We start from the raw sequence: 18622 nt of genomic DNA on the forward strand, positions 1-18622 counted from the left end.
AATCCTTTCATGCGACCATCAAAAAGGAATTAATCTATCGCAGAAGATATACCACTCGAAAAGAAGCCGTCCAGTCCATCACGAACTATATAACAAGCAGGTATAACGAAAAAAGGAAACATTCGACCTTGGGCTATTGTTCTCCCAATAATTTTGAGAGAAAGCATCTTCTGAAAGCAGAGAAACAGAGCTCCTTAAGTAACCATTTAGCTTAAAAAGTGGTGAGTCCCGGTGTAGGACTTGTCACTTTTCAAGCTTTACCAAACGAAGTGCGGTAGTAGTTTCGCTAAATAAGCAGCTCAAAAAACAGTGTCCACTTTCTTGACAGAAGTCCAAACTTGCCCTGCCAAAGGCGAATGAAGTATTGATTAAGGTGGCTGCAGTCGGCGTTTGTCATACGGTTGCTGTTGCAAGTGATCGAAGGTGGTGATTCGGTTCCGAGAGTCTTTATTCCGCAGCTGGTGGATTATTATAAGGCCAGTCAGTTTCCTTTTGATAAACTTGTGAAATTCTATGATTTTGAGGAACTTAATGAAGCGTTTGAGGATTCTAAAAAGGTGTCACCATTAAGCCGGTTCTTAGGATTCAGTCATAAAAAAAGCGGCTGAATGCCGCTTTTTTGTTTGCCTTTTTTCTGCCGCCAAATGCATCTGAATCATCATCTAACTTTTGCTACCCCTACAGCCAGATGGTCCCAAAGGATCTTTTCAATTACTTCTGTTTGAGATTCTGCACAATTAATGATCAAAATGACTTCCGAATGCTTGCCTTTTAATACCCTTTTTTTCCGGTTTAAACGTTTTTCAATCCAGAGTCTGATCCCTACTCCCAGTACAAATCCTATAAAGGCAAAGATTAATCCCCATATGATCGGGCCCAAGTACAATTCAAAACCGATGCTTGCCCCAATTACGGAAAGTGCCGTCCCAAGTGCCATCCCTATATCGATAAGTGAAGTCCCGTCGGAACGGTGAATAGTATCAATCAGCTTGCGGTCTTCTGTCCGATTATCCAGGGGAACAGCAAATATACACTCTTTTTGTATCCCCCTCTTTTCGAGAGTGGATACGGCCAGCTCCAGGTAATTTGTGGTTTCAAACGTAGAAAAGATATGCACACTATCACTTCACCTTTTGTCCATTTGGGAGGGTAAATCCTTCATTCTGATAATTCACAGTCAAATAATGTCTCAGGTCTTTTTCAAACAGTTTATTGTTTTCCACCGTATTAATGTAAGAATCGTATACCGCAAATCCATAATGCGAGGGGATAAACAAAAGCCAGTCAGGGTGCAGCACTGAGGACGCTTCTTTCAATTTGCCCAGGAACAATAGCGAAACCGCCTCCTGTGCATGAGAATAATAAAAGAATATTACCAGAGCCACAATGACAAAGAAGGCGGTCAATATTCTGTGGATATACATCTGACCCAATCCAGGGATGAAGGCTGACCATAAAACCGCTATGCGCGGATCCCTTTTGTCCAGATAATTGATTTCAAGTGCACCCAGGGCAAAAGTATTATAGGGGTGACTTTCCTGCTCAGCAAGCAGATACATTCTGTTCATATCCACCGCAGTGCGGTAGCTGTCCCAAATGCCAAAGGCATAAACAGGGATATACATCAGCAGCCACCGGGTATCAAGCACATCCTTAGCTTTATCAAAATGACCGCCAAATGTATAAATCATGGAAGAATTAACATGGGCGTTCAAGTTAACTATCACTTCCCATATGAATAGTGCATATCCCCTTAGATATTTTGAAAGGAGCATATGCCCAAACCCTGGAAATGCAGCTGACCACCAGGCAATGATAAAGGGATTGCGAAGGTGCAGCTGTGTTGTGCCCCATATGCTGACATGCGCTTTATATCTCCTTGCAGTGTTTTCATTGCTGTAATTGTTCATATGCCACCTGATGAGATGATTTTTTATTATCGTTCCAAAAATAGCCTCCATCATACCAATCGCGGTTCCGAAATGAATATTTTTTGTGGTAATTTTCAAAACTAACCGAGAAGAATTCAGGAGGCTGGCTATGAAAAAATAAGTTGAAGTCTTACGTTTGATTGATCACAATACCATTGAGATCCATCAATTAATCCAAAAGAAAGTTGATATTTGGACTTCCTAAGTCGTCTTCTCCACTCTATGGTGGCTTGGTGCCATCCTGACTGTGCTGCCATGGATCTTATGGGGTTTTAAACGAAGGAAGGACTGCAGCGACCGACTCCTTTATGGAGAATTGCTGGTTATGGTCATTTCCTTATGCTGGACGTTCTGGGTGATCAATTCGGTCTGTGGCATTACCGCTACAATGTAATCCCTGTGCTCCCTACTTATTTTCCATGGGATGTAACTCTTATGCCGGTTTCCATTTTGTTTCTATTGCTGTACAAGCCGCATGGAAATCCATTCCTAAAGGCTGGAATTTTTGCGGTTTTGTCTTCCTATGTGGGTGAACCTATTTTTAGCTGGCTTGAGATATATGTCTTAGATCATTAGGAATATCTCTATTCCGCCCCTTTCAATTCCTGATCTATCTGGCTTCGCATTATTTAACTAGAAGGAAAGGCTTCTCTAAATTTCAATAAAGCACAGTAGAATTATTGGATGAATTTCTTGTTTTTTTCGATTCGTGTTTAGTATTCTTAACTGCTGGTTTTTTGTTTTTATTACTATTGAAGATTTGGAACTAGGTTGTTTCAAATGTTTATGTCCTCGAAATTACTGTTTAAAATTACTGTTTTACATGGTAAGGTATGGCCTAAATGGTGGAAAATCGTAAGGTGTGTATTGTGCGTTTTCCGAATAAATTTAATCTAGGAGTTGGTGGGATTACTATTAATGATTTGGAACCAGTATATTGCAGACATAATGGCAGATGAGCTTTCTCTCTTTTTTGAATACCAAAATCAATTTATTGCTTTCCCATAAAGATTCCCCTCACTTTTCTTCAATAAAAACCTTCAAAATTCATCTGGCCAAAATATTTATTATTTTTTCACCAAAAAAGGAGCCCAAACCTGAGCTCCTCGAAAACTTAAATATTTACACTCTTCATTGATCTTTCATCATATCTAGTGCCAGAAGCGGCCCCTTTAGGTGCTGCTTCATTGATCGAATCCAGCTCCTCTTTGGTGAGGCTGATTTCAGCGGCTTTAATATTTTCCTCAAGATATTTTCTTCTTTTTGTACCGGGAATCGGAACAATATCTTCTCCCTGGCTCAGGATCCAGGCAAGTGCCAGCTGAGAGGCCTGGCAGCCCTTTGAAGACGCTATTTCCTTGATCCTGCCTACTAATTCTATGTTCTTCTTGAAATTTTCTCCCTGGAAACGCGGGGAAAATCTCCGGTAGTCGTCTTCAGCAAGATCCTCGAATTTCTGGATTTCCCCGGTCAAAAATCCCCTGCCGAGAGGGCTGTAAGCAACAAAACCTATCCCGAGCTCTCTTACCGCAGGAAGAATTTCATCCTCTACATCCCGGCTCCACAGGGAATATTCCGTCTGCAAAGCTGTAATCGGATGAACTTTATGGGCTGCGCGGATTGTGGCTGCAGAGGCTTCCGACATCCCAAGGTACCTGACTTTTCCTTCTTTGACTAAATCCGCCATGGCCCCGATGGTTTCCTCAATAGGTGTATCCGGATCTACACGATGCTGGTAATATAAATCGATATGATCCACACCCAGTCGTCTAAGGCTGTTGTCACAAGCCTCCTTCACGTATTCCGGCCTTCCGTTTACACCAAGAAAGGCACCATCCTCTCCTCTCATATTGCCAAACTTAGTGGCGAGGATGACAGAATCCCTCTTTCCTTTTAGAGCCCTGCCAACCAGCTCCTCATTTTTTCCTACTCCATACATGTCGGCTGTATCGAAGAAGTTGATTCCCAGTTCGATGGCACGATGAATGGTGCTGATGGATTCTTCATCATTTCTTCCAGCGTAAAAATCAGACATTCCCATGCAGCCGAGGCCCATGGCAGAGACTTCAAGCCCGGAGCTTCCTAACTTTCTTTTCTTCATCATCTTATCCCCTTTCCTTCAGCCACTGATCAAATTCAGCAGCGACAATCCGTTCTCCTGTAATTCCATCACTTTTTTCAGATGCAAGATAAACAATACCCTTTCCCATCACTTCAGGTTCCAAGAGGCTTCCGCTTCCTTCAAAGGCTTTTCTTGCTTCATCAGGAATCATACCAGTCAATGTGGCTCCTCCCGGCAAAAGCATGTTTACGGTAATTCCGTATTCCTTTAAATCTTCTGCCATTATGTACGACAAAGACTCGGTAGCTGCCCGGGAGGGGCCATATGGTACAAAACCTTTTCGCTTCATCGTCTCGTGGTTCATGGAAATATTAATGATTTTTCCTTTTCCCTGTTTCAGCATGAAGGAAACAAACCCACGGGCCGCCAGAAAATAACCGGTCAGATTCGTATCGATCAAATTGCGGAACGAGTCAGGGCTGACTTCAAAAAATGGCTGAGGATTTGTCAAAAACTCTGCATTCACAGTCCTCATACCGATTCCCGCATTATTTACAAGTACATCGAGACTGCCCCATGTACCGCGCACCCAGTCCACCGCCGCCTGTATGGACTCATCAGAACGCACGTCCATTGGCAGCTTATACACATCGTATCCCTTTTCAGAAAGCTGCTCCACAGCCTTGTCCAGTTTTTCCCCGGGACGGGCTCCGATGGCCACAGAAGCTCCTTCTTGAAGAAGTGATTCAGCCATGGAATAGCCTAGGCCGCTGGAACCACCCGTAACTACAATATGTCTTCCCGATAAAAGTTGAATAACTCTTCCTCTCCTTCCATAAAGTCCTATGCCTTTTTAGCTTGTTTTTTTACAAAGGACTTATACCCATTTTCTTATTAAACTTCTCCAAACTCAAAAAATCCGCTCAAAAAAAAGCCGCCCAACCTGCGGACCGCTCCTAAGTTATCGTAAATGAAACATTCCCTCGTTCGTTTCGCTGCTAATTGGAAGGGAAGAATGCTCGTGGATGATGATCCATGAGTCCTTTACTTTTTGCAGCCCGATCGTGAATCTGTTTGTCAGCTGGCGAAGCTTTTCTCCTCCTTGATCATGGGCAGCGAAGGTAACCGCACAATAAACAAAAGCCAGACTCTCCTCTTCCTCTACTCGTACATCATTAAAATGTACATGAAGGACCACACTTTCTTCCTTCAGCCCATTGAACCACTCTTGAACTGATTCCTTCCACCTTTCAATACCCATACATTCCCACTCATTCCAGCAGTCATAAATATGTATGTCACTGGCATACGCTGACAAAAACCGGTTAACATCCTGCTCATAAACAGAAGTTTTGTAGTTATCCAGGATCTCTTGGATATTCATAAATCCCATGCTGTATCCTCTCCTTTCCTCTCATATAAGATATCTTCTTCCCAGATAGCAGAGATTCCTTCCAAGTATAAGAATCAATATATCTTAACCAATCCCTGGCATGTGTTATAGAAAGCAAATCAGGTTTTTAGTTCAGTTTCATGAGTAAAAGAAAAGGCTGCCAAAAAAAGCAGCCTTTTTCTTTTATTTACTTGTTTTTTGGGAAAGGATCAGCCCGCTTATTTTTTCGGCTGTTTCCTCCCCGTTTTTTATGCAGGCTGCAATACCCACTCCATAATAGGAGGCACCGGCTAAGAAGAGGCCGGGATACAGAGACTCGAGCTTCTGGTTTAAGGAAGATACAGCACCGCTGTGCTGAAGGGTATAATTGGGCATTAATTCTTTCCAACTCGTCACTTCTGCAGAAGAAGGCTGTTCCTGTATGCCCAGGCTTTTTTCGATATCACTCAATGCCGTCTCAATCAATTCTTCCCTTGAGGCATCCTTCAAGCGGCCCCAGGCTTGGTTGGAGCTTTTATAAAAAAGTCTGATAAGGAGTTTCTGCTTTTTCGAGGTGTGACTCCATTTCCGGCTTGTCCAGGTACAGGCATCACAATCAAGGCCGCTGTTTTCCGAAACAATAAAGCCGGTTCCATTGGCAGGCAGTTCAGCATCATCAAACTCAAAGCCCAGATACACACTGATCAAGGACGAATTGACCAGCCTGTCGAATTCCTGATTCAATTCCTGATCTCCCACTATCGTCTTGGCTGCTTGGTGAGGGGTCGATATCACGACAAAGTCAGAATAGAAGTCTGAGCCTTTTTCAAAGCTGATTTTATATCTCTCCCCTTCCCTTGTAAGTTGTTTAATGGACGTCCCTTTATGGATGCAAGCACCCGAAAGCTCTTCTTCCAGCCGTTCAATGATCCGGGAGAGCCCATTCTCAAAAGAAATAAACTTTTTGTTTCCTGATAGAAATCTGCTTTTATTTTTGAACATCCCTTTCAGGATACTTCCGTATTCATTTTTATAATCCACAAGATAGGGCAGTGTGGATGCGAGAGTAAGCTTATCCAATTTCCCTGAATATACCCCGGATAATACAGGTGAAATTTGCTTTTCTACTAGTTCTTCTCCTAAAAATGCTTTTAAAAAGACAGCAACGGAATCTTCCTTCGAAAATTTTGTGTTGGGTGTGGTGAAGTCTTTCATGGCCCTGATTTTGCCTTCGTGGGAGATTAATGTGCTATTAAATAATGAACTCATACTTGCCGGTATTCCAAATACAGATTCAGCCGGTATTTCATGAAGCCTTCCATCCGTATAGATGTAGGAAGTTCCAGTCGTGTTATATACCATTTCTTCCTCAAGGCCGAGTTCCTTGATGAATGGCATCAAATGTGCATTCCGCGCTACCATGGAATCTGCACCTGTTTCCATAATATAGTGATCTTTATGTATAGTTTTGATCTTTCCGCCTAAATCGTTCTCCTTTTCAATGAGAACTAAGTTCAAATGTAAATCATATTCACGATTGAGCTTTTGCAGGTAATATAAAGTCGAAAGCCCGGTAATGCCCCCGCCTATGACTGTCACTGTTTTCAAAAGATACAGCTCCTTGCTTTTATGTGGTGATTAAGAATATGTAATACCATCATTATATCGCTTTAAGAAATGTTCTCCTATTATTCCTGCTTCGCACCTCGATTATTTTTCTGAATAAGGAAAAGAAGTTTAGGCATTACTACCTTTATACACTACATATGTGGAGGGTTCAGCCGTGAAATTGCATGACGCAAAAGTGATCCAGACCCTGCTGGAAACAGAAATATATGTCGATGACCTTTCAACACTTACCATTACCTCCTTTTCTTACCCGGAGGATGAGTCTCCCTATTACTCCTTCTTGGTCGGCATCAAGCTGTTCCGGATCAGAAATCATGATTTTTACGGAGGGGATGAAAGCTTTTTTGGGGTACGAATCACGGAAAGCCTTTCAACTATTACCATTTTTAACACCGACAGGGAAAGTATTTATGGAGTTAAAAATGAACAAGAAAAAGAAGCCGCAAGCGAACTGATACGGTACCTGCTTACAGAGTCTCCATATTTCAAGAAATATGTGGCGCAGCAAATGGATGAAATCAAAGACACTAATGTAGTCTGTGAAAAACAAATACAGGACATTAAGTCTAAGTTAAAAGTTTACGGCAGGCTGATGAACCTGAAAACTGAGGATATACACTTTAATCTATAAAAGAAGCCCCTGCCGGGATTGGCAGGGGCTTTGCTGCTTGTTAAAACTTCCAGTCTGCCGCAAACTTTTCGATCCCCTGATCTGTCAGAGGGTGCTTCGACAGCTGTTCAATTACCTTAAATGGCATAGTCGCAACATGCGCTCCAGCCAGTGCCACACGTGTTACGTGATCAGGATGGCGGACAGATGCAGCGATGATCTGTGTGTCCAGATCATGGACCCTGAACAGCTCGGCGATTCTTGTTACGAGCAGTACTCCATCTTCGTTGATATCATCCAGGCGTCCAAGGAAAGGCGATACATACGTAGCGCCTGCCCTTGCAGCCAATAGAGCCTGGTTCACAGAGAAGATCAGGGTAACGTTGGTTTTGACTCCTTTTTTTGTAAGGTAGCGGCATGCCTCAAGTCCGGCAAGATTCATCGGAAGCTTAATGGTTATGTTTTTATCGCCGTTGTTAATCTTGATGAGTTCATCTGCCTCAGCCATCATATCTTCTGCTGTCAGCGCATGTGGTGTTACCTCTGCTGACACGGATTCCACTTCAGGCACGGCTTGGAGAATTTCTTCAATCCGGTCTTCGAATCTGATGCCCTCTTTTGCGACAAGGGATGGATTGGTCGTTACACCAGACAATACCCCCATTTTATAAGCTTTCTTGATATCATCCATGTTCGCTGTATCAATAAAAAATTTCATGAACAGTTCCTCCTTATATCTCTATTCCTAATTTTAATTTAAAAAGGTGTTTCTTCTATCCGTATTCCTCTTTTGATGGTCGTTAAACATGGAATTCAGTTTTGCCTTGTTATTCTCCCCATTTTCGTTTACTTTTTTAGTTCCATTTCTTTACTGCCTGCAATCTGCTTGTCGAGCCACCATTTGAATCCCTGTTCCTCAAGAAGTAAATCTGAAGCCTTAGGACCGTAAGTACCCGCAGGATATTCATCTAAAGGAAGAGCGTTGTCTTCAAACGCATCCAGAATCGGCTGTACCCATTCCCATGATTTTTCCACTTCCCTCCAATGGGCAAAGAAGGAGGAATCTCCCTTCATAGCATCATGGATCAGACGTTCATAAGCTTCCGGCACTCCTGATTCAGAGTGTTCATGGGAACAATTGATCAGCACAGGTTCCAGCTGGCCGCTTTTTTCAGGGTTTTTACTGTTCAGCTGAAGTGTTACTTTTTCATCCGGACTGATTTCAATGATCAATAAATTCGGTTCCACATTTTTATCTTTATTCTTGTAATGCAGATTCAAGGGGTTGTTAAACTCAATCACAATTCTTGTCGATTTTTCTTGCATCCTCTTTCCGGTCCGGATGTAAAAAGGGACATTCGACCAGAATTCATTATCAATCCAAACTCTCGCTGCCACAAAAGTATCCGTCATGGAAGCAGGATCTACCCCCGGCTCCAATCTGTATCCGGGTACGCGTTCTCCATTCATCTCACCCGATGTATATTGTCCCCGGACAATATGGGATTGTACTTCTTCCTTGCCGATGGGACGAACTGCCTCGATGACCTTTCGTTTTTCCCTTCGTATTTCGGAAGCGCTGATTTTGCTTGGAAGAGTCATGGCACTAAGCATGAGAATCTGCAGCATATGATTCTGCACCATATCCCGGATGGCCCCGGAATGATCATAATAGCCCGCCCTTTTTTCTACCCCTACAGTTTCACTTGCCGTAATTTGGACGTTCGCAATATGTTCTTTATTCCAGATGGATTGAAGGATCGGATTTGCAAACTCAAGAGCCTCCAGATTCTGAACCATCGGTTTTCCTAAATAATGGTCAATCCGGTAAATCTCTTCTTCTTCAAATGTCCTGCCAAGAATGTCATTCAGCTCGCGTGCTGAAGCCAGATCATGGCCAAATGGTTTTTCAATCATCAATCGCTTCCAGCCCTTTGTGCTGCCCAGTCCGCTTTCTTTTATATTCTGAGCGATAATCCCAAAGAAATCAGGGGCAACCGACATATAAAACATTCGGTTCTCTTCAATGCCGCGTTCCTCCTCTGTTTTTTTCACCATGCCGAGGAGTTTTTGGTAATCTTCCTTCTCCCTGGCATTCACTTCACAATACTGAAAGACCTCTAAAAAATCTCCGAGACTTTCCGCATCATGCTCCAATCTCCGGGAAAAGGTCAGGATGGAATTTTTAACATGTTCTTGAAAATCGCCAGTAGACAGTTTATCAATTCCGAGTCCAAAAATGGACAGCGCCTGCGGCAGCTTTTCGTCGATATATAAATTATACAGAGCCGGGAAGATCTTTCTCTTTGCCAGATCTCCTGTTGCCCCAAACAAAACAAAAGTCATGGATTCCAATTCTGTGACCTCCTTAAGGATGAAAACCGCCATAAGATCATTTTCCATCCTATCTTCCCTTATTATCCGCAATGTTTGAAAGTCCATTCAGGGGAATAGTTGAACAGGTAAAAGAAAGACTGCACCCGCTTTCAGTCTTAAATGAAAGTGGGTGCAGTCCATTCAGGATGATTTTGTTTTTGTGAATCCAGTGCTGAAGGTGAAAGTTCTTTCATATCTGTATCCCCTTTATAGATTAGACGACGCCGTTTCTATGGAAGTTTGCTGTACCTTTACTTTTTTATTGTTTAAGTAAGGAATAAAACCGTACCGGCTCATGATACTAAAAGGAATGCTACTGTTCCATACTTCTTTCGGATCCTTCCTTTTGGCTGCTTTTATTTCCTTCTCTAAATGCATTTCCATAGAAATTCGGGAAAAAATACGGTAATATATGTATTTCTACTGATTTTTATCAGATATCAAATTAGCAGGAGTAGATAAATGGAAAACAAATCTTATAAGCAGTCGACTATTGTTGCACTGTTACTGGCGGGTACGTTTATCGCAATATTAAATCAAACATTAATGATCACCGCAATTCCGCCGGTTATGGCTGAAATGCATGTAACGCCGAACAGTGCGCAATGGCTGACGACTGTATTTATGCTGGTGAATGGAATCATGATTCCTGTCAGCGCCTTTTTGCTCGAGCGCTTTACCACCAGACAGCTTTTCATCTCAGCCATGAGTGTGTTTGCGGCTGGGACTCTTGCCGCAGGTCTTGCACCTAACTTTGGGATGCTGCTTCTCGGCAGAATGATCCAGTCAAGCGGAGCAGGTGTTATGCTGCCTCTTATGCAGACTGTATTTTTAATGATTTTCCCAGTGCATAAGAGAGGTGCCGCCATGGGATTGATCGGACTGGTCATCTCCTTTGCGCCTGCCATTGGGCCTGCCCTTTCAGGCTGGGTTACGGAGCATTATTCCTGGAGGGTGCTGTTCTTTATCATCCTGCCCATTGCCCTGATTGATATTGTGGTTGCTTACTTTGCTTTAAAAAATGTAACAGAGGTGACCCGTCCCAGGGTGGACGTATGGTCCATCGTCCTTTCTTCCGCAGGCTTCGGAGGACTGCTGTATGGATTTACATGCGCCGGGAACGAAGGCTGGACAGCCACCAGCACCATCGTATCCTTGTTGGTTGGAGCAATAGCCCTCTTCATTTTCATCATGAGGCAGCTGAAAATGAAACACCCTATGCTCGACTTCCGGGTATTCCAATTTTCCTTTTTCCCTATGGCCATTTTTATCGGTATGATTGGATTTATGGGATTGATCGGAGCGGAAACACTTATTCCTTTATTCATGCAGAATATGAGGGGCTTTACAGCCTTTGAAGCAGGAATTGCCATCCTGCCTGGCGCCTTTATCACTGGCATTCTGTCCCCTGTCATCGGACGGCTGTTCGACAGGGTCGGTGCCAGATGGCTGGTCATCATCGGTCTCATCATCATGACCGCTGCCTCCTTTGCTTTCATAAACCTGGGACCTTCCACATCCTTTATGTACATCATGGTGATGTACAGCATCCGGATGCTTGGTTTATCCCTTGTCATGATGCCTGTATCCACAGCAGCCCTTAATCTGCTGCCAAACCGGCTGCTTGCGCACGGAACCGCCATGGATAACACCATGAAGATGATTGCGGCATCTGTAGGCACAGCCATCCTTGTAACGGTTATGACCACAACCGAAGCAAGAGTACAAGGAAACCCGGACATCCAGCATCCTGACATGTACGGTGTCAACATCGCATTTATCGTTGTCTCTATCTTATCACTGGCCGCACTTGCTGTTTCCTTTTTTATCAAAAATCCAAAGGGATCTTCACAGGAAGCCAATACTAACTAACTGGAAGAAGGCGCCTGCTTTTTAGCTGGCGCTTTTTGTTTTGGATTTCTCACACTTATCGAGCCCAAGAATACTCTAATGACAGAGGAGGGCTCATCATGACCATTTATACAAATAGGGACCTTTTTCAAATGGAGCTGGAGCCATGGATGCAGGATGCTGCAGCTCAGTTTGAAAAGAAAATGCAGGATAAGGAGAAGCCGTTCCCCTGTATTCCTGCAACTCAAGGCCATCAGCTTGAGCATTTTCGATACGGATTCCTGCCGCATCCAAAGGATCCGGCATCCCCTCTCGCACTTGCGCAGGCCCTGGAAGAATATACAAAGACTTATGAAGCTTTAGGGAGCTATACTTCCCTTATTTTATTTTATAAAAATCATGGAAACGAGCTTCTGACCGTAAAAGAATACGAAGAAATTTTTTGGAACCAGCTCTATACCGTAAGCCAGCAGGATACACGGAGCTGGCCCCAGCATATACCGGGAGATCCCCATCATGTCTTATGGGAATTTTGTTTCCACGAAGAACAATATTTTATGTACTGCGGAACTCCTGCCCATAAAAACCGGAAGAGCCGCCATTTTCCTTATTTAATGCTCGCCATTACTCCAAGATCGGTGCTGATACATTTTAATTCTTCAAAATCCCGTTCCTCAAAAATTAAAACGAGTATCCGGAAGCGTCTGGCGGACTATGATTCTGTACCGATTCACCCGGATTTGAACACATATGGAAATGAAGACAACCATGAATGGAAGCAGTATTTTCTGCGAGATGATGACTCTTCCCTTTCAAGGTGCCCCTTTCACCAATTATCCAAGGCAAAGAACATCAAAACAGATCACAAGGAATGAAGCATCTGCATGTCCCGCCGCCCGGGCATGCCTTTTCATTTTTGAATGAAAAAGGGAAAACTGCAGAAATTATAAGGGAGATTTTCAGCTTTAGTTTTTTTAAATAAAGTTTCAAATAAATATATTATGTTAAGTAGAAAGGAAGTGAGAGAATTGATTCAATTTAAGAATATACCCGCATTGCTGATCCTGGATGTACAGCAGGGATTTGATGATCCTTACTGGGGCGAGAGAAATAATCCGGAAGCTGAACATAATATCAGCAGGCTTTTAGATGTGTGGAGAAGACTGGGCTGGCAGGTGATCTACTCACAGCACCTATCGCTCCAGCCTCAGTCTCCGCTATATTATAAACATGCAGCAGGTATTGAATTCAAGAAAAGGATTGCTCCACTGGCCGGAGAATCGGTGTTCACCAAAAATGTAAATTCCGCATTCATCGGGACTTCCCTTGAGGTTTACCTGAATGAAAAAAACATCCAGACACTGGTCATTACAGGGCTCGCCACTCAGCATTGCGTTTCGACCACGACAAGAATGAGCAAAAATCTTGGTTTTAACAATTATCTTGTCTGGGATGCTTCGGCGGCTTTTGAAATTACGGATCATCGGAAGGTGCGCTTTTCTCCGGAAGCAGTGCATGAGGCGGAAATGGCTGCCCTGCATAATGAGTTCGCCACGATTACCTATACGGAGGATATCCTGCAGGCTGCCCTTTCTGATGGACAAGCTTAAACGATCACATCAGCAGCAAGCCTTGTTTTGAAATGATATAAAGCCCCAAGCATCCCAGCGTCATTTCTGTGCTTACAAGGCTCAAGAGAAATATTGAATTCATCCCAATATGGGATTTGATTGAGTCTGGCGAGTATTTCCTCGATGAGGTCTTCCCGCTGGCTGATTCCGCCTCCGATGAGGATCTTTTCAGGATTCAGTGTAACAGCCAGATTAAAAATGCCATAGCTGATATTTTTATACCAAGTATCTAAAAGCTCCCCTATTTCAGGGTCTTTTTCTGCTGCAAGGAAAACAGCCTCCCCTTCTGCTTCTACCTCTTTCAGCTGCTTCAGCTCCTTATATCTTTGTATCAGGGCTGAGGTTGAAGCATTTCCATGCATAAATGGCTTGCTTTCTGTTGAGGGAGGCGTGAGCATGAATCCAAATTCTCCGCCTTTGTATCCGCTTCCATGAAGGATCCTTCCATTGATGAAAATCCCCCCGCCAATCCCGGTACCTATGGTCAGACAAATAAAGTTCTGGCAATCTTCGGCGTTTCCATTCAGTTTCTCTGCGAGAGCTGCACAATTTCCGTCATTCTCGATTTCCACCTGGTATCCTGTCATCTGTTCGATTAATTCCTTTAGGTTTTTCCCATCCAGTACCCGGATGCTCCCAGCTCTTTCTGAATATCCTGTTTCAATATTAATGAACCCCGGAAGACTGATGGCTATTCCCTGTATGGCGTGCTCTTTCTTATATTCTGTGATGGCGTGGGTCATCTGATCTAAAAATTGGTCTAAATCAAGGCAGGGAGTTGGATAGCTCCCTTTTTTCAGGAAGCTTCCTTCCCAATTTAAAAGTCCATGCTTCACATGGGTGCCGCCTACATCAAAAGCGATATACAATCTTTTTTCATGCTTGATTTCGTCTATATTTTTCATAGAAAGACCCCGCCTGTCATAGAAAGAATTTTCTATATTTTATAACAATTAAGGGCCGTATGTATAGACTTATCAAGCATTATGACTCTTTTCTTGTTTTCTGCTGAATTTCAGCCACAATAGATACGCCAGGCTGATGACTCCGATGATGACAGCAGCTGCATAAAATCCCATCCGGAAATCCACAACCTTGAGGCTCATAACAAACATAACAAGAATGATCAAGATGGTCGCATATGCTCCCGTATTTCCCCAGATCAGCCTGGATTGAAACGTTTCCTCTTCTCCCCTTTTTCTTTTCCAAATAAGATAGGTCAATAAATTTACAATCCAGTTGAGAAAAGTGATATAAGATGAAGCCGAAATCAAGTAATTATAAAGCTTGGAGGATAATAGAAAGCTCAGCCCCACGACAAGCAATACTGAAATTCCTACCGCAAGCCAGGCATTCCGGTAGAAGCCGCCTTTTGTTCGGGGCAGAAACATATGCGGGCCTTTTTTGGCCTCTGACAGGGACACAAGCATTTGAAGAGAAGAATAATAGCTTGCGGCCATGACCGAAAACGCAGCCAAAATGACGATGAAATTCATAATGACAGCTGCCCAGTCATAGCCGATCACATCAAATGCCTGAACAAATGGAGACTTTTTTTCAGGTACGGTGTTCCAGCTTGTGATAAAGACCAGGACCAGCATGGAGAGAGCATAGAGACCAATGGAACCAAATGTCATGTATCTTGCCGCCTGAGGAATCTGTTTCTCCGGTTTTGATACCTCTGTAGCAGCCATCGCAATGACGCTGATTCCAGAATAAGAAAAAATCACGACCAGCATGGACTGAAGAACCCCAGAGAACCCCTTCGGAAAGAAAGCATGAAAGCTGGACAGCGGTGCAGGAGAAGGAAGGCTTACTCCTTTTGAATAAATCGCATAAACGCCGAGCAGAATGAATGCTAGAATGGCAAGGGCCTTTACAGCGGCCATCCCGGATTCCACTTTGCTGAAAAATTGCATGTTCATGGCGTTGATCAGAATGATAATCACAATAAATGTTGTGGCTAGAATGGCAAGCGGGATATGCGGCAGCCATAAATGGACGAACAAACCCATAGCCAGTGCCTCTGAGCCAATGGAAAGAATACTGGATGCAAAAACGACCCAGCCAAGGAGGAAGCCTGTATATGAACCTAGAAACTCTTCGGCATACACCCGGAAGGATCCGTGCTGCATCCTGTTCACATTAATGCTTGTCATCCCGCCTAATACCTGCATCATTATCAGCCCGCCTATCAAAAAAGAAAGAGACACCGCAGGTCCTGCTTCTCTTACCGCAATTCCGGAACCAAGAAAAAAGCCTGCCCCTATGACCCCGCCAATACCGAGTCCCGCAAGACTGAATGCATTTAATCCCTTATTATATGTATGTTTTCTGGTTTCCTTCATGGAGATCCCTCAACTTGTATTGAATTCTCCATATAATTTGTTCAAGTATCCCGGCTTTCATTCAAGTCAAAAAATAAGCGGCGTTTCTGCTCGACTAGGAACAAAAATGCCGCTTATTGCCTTCACTATTCATTTTTTAATTCCTTCCATTATATTCTCGCTTAATATGGACGATTTTCTTTTCAACACATGCAGTCTTACGCTGTTTAAACAAATACGTTAAATATGAATTCAACTGAAATTGATTTTCTTTAACAAAATGATTCAGAACTAAATTGGTCTCCTTCAAAACGATGAGCCTCCTCTCTTCCCAAATGGCTGCTTCCGACGTGTAGGTAAGTTTGATTATAATTGAAATCGCTTGCAATTTTAATCCTTTTTATGGATAAATGTTTCAACAAATTATCTTCCCCCATTTGACAAACGCAGGATTCTATAAAGAAGTTCAGGTTTTAGAAAGGATCTTTTCGTAGGTTTTTGTTGGTTTTCCACTTGAGGGACCGGGAGATCGCCTCGAATTATGGAAGTTTGACTTGTACGAATCATGGTCTGCCAGGAAGCTGCCCTGCATACGGAAAAAATCCGACGGACCAAACTTCCGCCGGCTCCCGTTTGACTATTCTTATGAATGAACGATGTTATATCGGAAACCCTTAACAAGGATGCCGTCATCAGCTGGTTCAAAATCGAGCTCCGGAACTCTTATAAAACCGAGCTTTTCATATAGCTGGATGGCGCTTTCCATAAAAGCTCCGGTATGAAGGCCGATCGCTGAATAACCTTGCTGCTCTGCCCTTGATATACACTCCTTGACGAGAGCGGAAGCTGCCCCCTTCCCTCTTGCCAGCGGCGCCACGGCAAGCATGCGGATTTCAGGATAGTCCTGTTCCTTCGCAAATCCCTCATAGGCATCACTTTTAGCAGGAAACAGAATGACACTCCCTGCAATTTCCCCATCCAATACAGCGACGATCCGCTCCGCACCAGGCATTTCATCCGCATTGGAGGAAACGGCCTCTTTCAGCGCCTTCCAGTGATCAGCGGGAACCTTAGCCGCATGCTCCTCATAGGCCTCAAGTCTCTGTGTCCTTAAAAAGGGGAGCTCATGGCTCTCTGCATTTCTGATAACAAAATCCTTACTATGAGGAAAGAGGAATTTCTCTATTTTCCCGCTCAATCTTTCTCTATTGTGCGGAGAATTCAAACCTGACAGATCTGGCCCTTTCGGAAGAATGTTCGCTTTTTGAGTTCCGCTTGAAAGATGGGAAGATAGATGATAATGAACCTTGATGGCATGGAAATCAGTGGTGTCACCAAATCCCGGCGTCTGGTAAAGGTCCCGCAAATACCCCCAAAGATTCGGAAAATCAATGATGCGGTTCCTATTGGTTTTAAATGCGGAATAATAGGCGGCATCAAAACGGATCAGTGTGGCATAAAGCCTCACATCTGAATCTGTAATATAATCCCCAAATAAAAAGCGCCTGCCCGAAAGCCTTTCCTCCAATTCATCAAGTCTTGCAAACAAAGCGTCATATGCCTTCTCATAAGCTTCCTGTTCCGCCGCAAAGCCGCATTTATACACCCCGTTATTCACATCATGAAAAATCATGTCATTCAGGGAATCAATTTCTTCCCGCAGCGCTTCCGGATAAAGATCTGGAGCATCCTTTTTATGAAGGGGTTTCCAGGCAGTCTCAAAATAATTGGTTAATCTGAAATAATCATTGTTTACGGCCTTTTGCTCCACAATATCCACCATAACAGGCACTGTCGGCCTTCCGCTGTATTCAGGATCCGTCTTTTTGTAGATCTCACTCAAATAGCGGATGCCCAGCACCGGATCCACGTTATCCGGATCCAGCGAAAATTCCCAATCCACATGCGGCAGATCAGGACGCATCGGGCTGGAAGTTCCCAAACTAATGGCATCCTCAAGACCCAATAGGCTCCTTACAATTACTGACCTATGCGCCCATGGACACACAGCAGACCACAGGAGCCTGTACCTTCCCTTTTCAACCGGAAGGCAGCCCTCTTCCTCCCCAAACGGAGTTGTAAACCGATTTACCTGTCTGTTAAATGATCCATCTTCCTTTATTTCTGCCGCAATACTTGAGGGTTTCTTAATTTCAGGCATAGGCCCACCTCTTCACTTTTTGGATTTATTTAGAAATAATACTATTATAAAATACACAGGGAGTCTTTGATAGTAATAGAATGAAGATTTCAGTAGATAAAAGAAAAATATCTCCGCGTAGAGATGATTGATGGAACAACACCGTTGGGAGTTTTACATATAGAAACTTCTTTTACTTTAAAGAATGATAGCTATCGGCTACCGGGCAAATCCTTAAGAACGCTCCTATAGGACAGCTTTCCTGCAAGCCGGGCATGGGTTTGTCCTTTAGAGAGCCTCTAAGGGACATTTTCGCAGCAGTCTGGTACCTTTTGTCCTTTAGAGAGATTAAGTCTATATAATTGTGTAAAAAGAAAAAGGGCCACATCAGCCCTCCATGTTACAATGTTTTCAACCACGAGAAACATTCACAGGAGGATCTGATGATGACCCAAATTAATTTTACACTAGATTTCGATAAACTTAAAGCTGAGATTGGACAATCTGACTTGAACGATGTTGTGAAGTCTTCCTTGGTACTTATCTTAAATCAGTACATGGAGACAGAAAGGGATCAGTATATCCAGGCCGGTTCCCATGAACGGTCATCAAACCGTACGGATTACCGAAATGGCTACTATGAAAGAGAAATGATTGTTTCCTCAGGAAAGCTGCGTCTTAAAGTTCCTCGGA

The 18622-nt window shown here is 43.4% G+C and carries 20 protein-coding genes; 8 read left to right on the forward strand and 12 right to left on the reverse strand.

All coding sequences use genetic code 11. The features are described 5' to 3' along the window. Together H539_RS28325 and H539_RS28330 are read left to right on the forward strand one after the other, a co-directional pair. Positions 1 to 215 (forward strand): IS3 family transposase (locus tag H539_RS28325; RefSeq protein ID WP_035322168.1); only part of this gene is annotated, 215 nt, incomplete at its 5' end. A 198-nt stretch (positions 216 to 413) separates the two neighbouring features. Next, complete coding sequence (locus tag H539_RS28330) at positions 414 to 608, forward strand: hypothetical protein (protein ID WP_245602159.1); 195 nt, start codon at positions 414 to 416, stop codon at positions 606 to 608. Positions 609 to 658: 50 nt separating this feature from the next. Here H539_RS28330 and H539_RS0110600 read toward each other — a convergent pair whose 3' ends face one another. Next, positions 659 to 1117 carry a membrane protein gene (locus H539_RS0110600; protein ID WP_026693489.1) on the reverse strand — a complete coding sequence of 153 codons (459 nt, stop codon included), beginning with the start codon at positions 1115 to 1117 and terminating at the stop codon, positions 659 to 661. Positions 1118 to 1121: 4 nt separating this feature from the next. After that, entirely contained in the window at positions 1122 to 1910 is a 789-nt protein-coding gene (locus tag H539_RS0110605; RefSeq protein ID WP_026693490.1) for a hypothetical protein, read from the reverse strand. Between the two features lie 360 nt (positions 1911 to 2270). On the opposite strand from H539_RS0110605, the gene H539_RS32810 reads away from it, so the two are divergent. Then, a complete protein-coding gene (locus tag H539_RS32810; protein WP_245602160.1) occupies positions 2271 to 2507 on the forward strand; it encodes a CBO0543 family protein in 237 nt (78 codons plus the stop codon). A gap of 538 nt (positions 2508 to 3045) precedes the next feature. Here the strand turns inward: H539_RS32810 and H539_RS0110620 are convergent. From H539_RS0110620 to H539_RS0110635, 4 genes are all read right to left on the reverse strand, one after another. Then, entirely contained in the window at positions 3046 to 4032 is a 987-nt protein-coding gene (locus H539_RS0110620) for an aldo/keto reductase (RefSeq protein ID WP_026693492.1), read from the reverse strand. 4 nt (positions 4033 to 4036) lie between these two features. Further along, positions 4037 to 4840 carry an SDR family NAD(P)-dependent oxidoreductase gene (locus tag H539_RS0110625; protein ID WP_342664009.1) on the reverse strand — a complete coding sequence of 268 codons (804 nt, stop codon included), beginning with the start codon at positions 4838 to 4840 and terminating at the stop codon, positions 4037 to 4039. Positions 4841 to 4954: 114 nt separating this feature from the next. Continuing rightward, positions 4955 to 5386 carry a YybH family protein gene (locus H539_RS28340; protein ID WP_051348542.1) on the reverse strand — a complete coding sequence of 144 codons (432 nt, stop codon included), beginning with the start codon at positions 5384 to 5386 and terminating at the stop codon, positions 4955 to 4957. 183 nt (positions 5387 to 5569) lie between these two features. Continuing rightward, complete coding sequence (locus tag H539_RS0110635) at positions 5570 to 6973, reverse strand: protoporphyrinogen oxidase (protein WP_026693494.1); 1404 nt, start codon at positions 6971 to 6973, stop codon at positions 5570 to 5572. A 175-nt stretch (positions 6974 to 7148) separates the two neighbouring features. Here H539_RS0110635 and H539_RS0110640 point away from each other — a divergent pair, with 175 nt between their 5' ends. Then, positions 7149 to 7625, forward strand: coding sequence for a hypothetical protein (locus tag H539_RS0110640; protein ID WP_026693495.1), 477 nt, complete (start codon positions 7149 to 7151; stop codon positions 7623 to 7625). 40 nt (positions 7626 to 7665) lie between these two features. Here the strand turns inward: H539_RS0110640 and fsa are convergent, their stop codons facing one another. Together fsa and zwf are read right to left on the reverse strand one after the other, a co-directional pair. Then, positions 7666 to 8322, reverse strand: a complete 657-nt coding sequence (fsa, locus tag H539_RS0110645) for a fructose-6-phosphate aldolase (RefSeq protein ID WP_026693496.1) — start codon at positions 8320 to 8322, stop codon at positions 7666 to 7668. A 128-nt stretch (positions 8323 to 8450) separates the two neighbouring features. Continuing rightward, positions 8451 to 9959, reverse strand: coding sequence for a glucose-6-phosphate dehydrogenase (zwf, locus tag H539_RS0110650; protein WP_026693497.1), 1509 nt, complete (start codon positions 9957 to 9959; stop codon positions 8451 to 8453). A gap of 483 nt (positions 9960 to 10442) precedes the next feature. Here zwf and H539_RS0110655 point away from each other — a divergent pair, with 483 nt between their 5' ends. The 3 genes from H539_RS0110655 to H539_RS0110670 all read left to right on the forward strand — a co-directional run bounded on the left by H539_RS0110655 (position 10443) and on the right by H539_RS0110670 (position 13441). Further along, entirely contained in the window at positions 10443 to 11852 is a 1410-nt protein-coding gene (locus H539_RS0110655; protein WP_026693498.1) for a DHA2 family efflux MFS transporter permease subunit, read from the forward strand. 98 nt (positions 11853 to 11950) lie between these two features. Further along, a complete protein-coding gene (locus H539_RS28345) occupies positions 11951 to 12706 on the forward strand; it encodes a YqcI/YcgG family protein (RefSeq protein ID WP_035322368.1) in 756 nt (251 codons plus the stop codon). Between the two features lie 153 nt (positions 12707 to 12859). Continuing rightward, a complete protein-coding gene (locus H539_RS0110670; RefSeq protein ID WP_026693499.1) occupies positions 12860 to 13441 on the forward strand; it encodes a cysteine hydrolase family protein in 582 nt (193 codons plus the stop codon). On the opposite strand, the gene H539_RS0110675 is transcribed toward H539_RS0110670, so the two are convergent. The 4 genes from H539_RS0110675 to H539_RS32525 form a co-directional block, all read right to left on the reverse strand. Then, entirely contained in the window at positions 13438 to 14367 is a 930-nt protein-coding gene (locus H539_RS0110675; RefSeq protein WP_051348544.1) for an ROK family protein, read from the reverse strand. The genes H539_RS0110670 and H539_RS0110675 overlap by 4 nt on opposite strands. Before the next feature lie 72 nt (positions 14368 to 14439). After that, a complete protein-coding gene (locus tag H539_RS0110680; RefSeq protein WP_026693501.1) occupies positions 14440 to 15810 on the reverse strand; it encodes an amino acid permease in 1371 nt (456 codons plus the stop codon). Between the two features lie 136 nt (positions 15811 to 15946). After that, on the reverse strand, positions 15947 to 16099 hold the full coding sequence (locus H539_RS31455; protein WP_155890005.1) for a hypothetical protein: 153 nt from the start codon (positions 16097 to 16099) through the stop codon (positions 15947 to 15949). Positions 16100 to 16432: 333 nt separating this feature from the next. Beyond that, positions 16433 to 17950, reverse strand: coding sequence for a GNAT family N-acetyltransferase (locus tag H539_RS32525; RefSeq protein WP_081415848.1), 1518 nt, complete (start codon positions 17948 to 17950; stop codon positions 16433 to 16435). A gap of 425 nt (positions 17951 to 18375) precedes the next feature. On the opposite strand from H539_RS32525, the gene H539_RS0110700 reads away from it, so the two are divergent. After that, a partial coding sequence (locus H539_RS0110700) for a transposase (protein WP_026693347.1) occupies positions 18376 to 18622 on the forward strand: 247 nt, incomplete at its 3' end.

It is taken from the genome of Peribacillus kribbensis DSM 17871 (assembly GCF_000430765.1).
Lineage (GTDB): Bacteria > Bacillota > Bacilli > Bacillales > DSM-1321 > Paraperibacillus > Paraperibacillus kribbensis.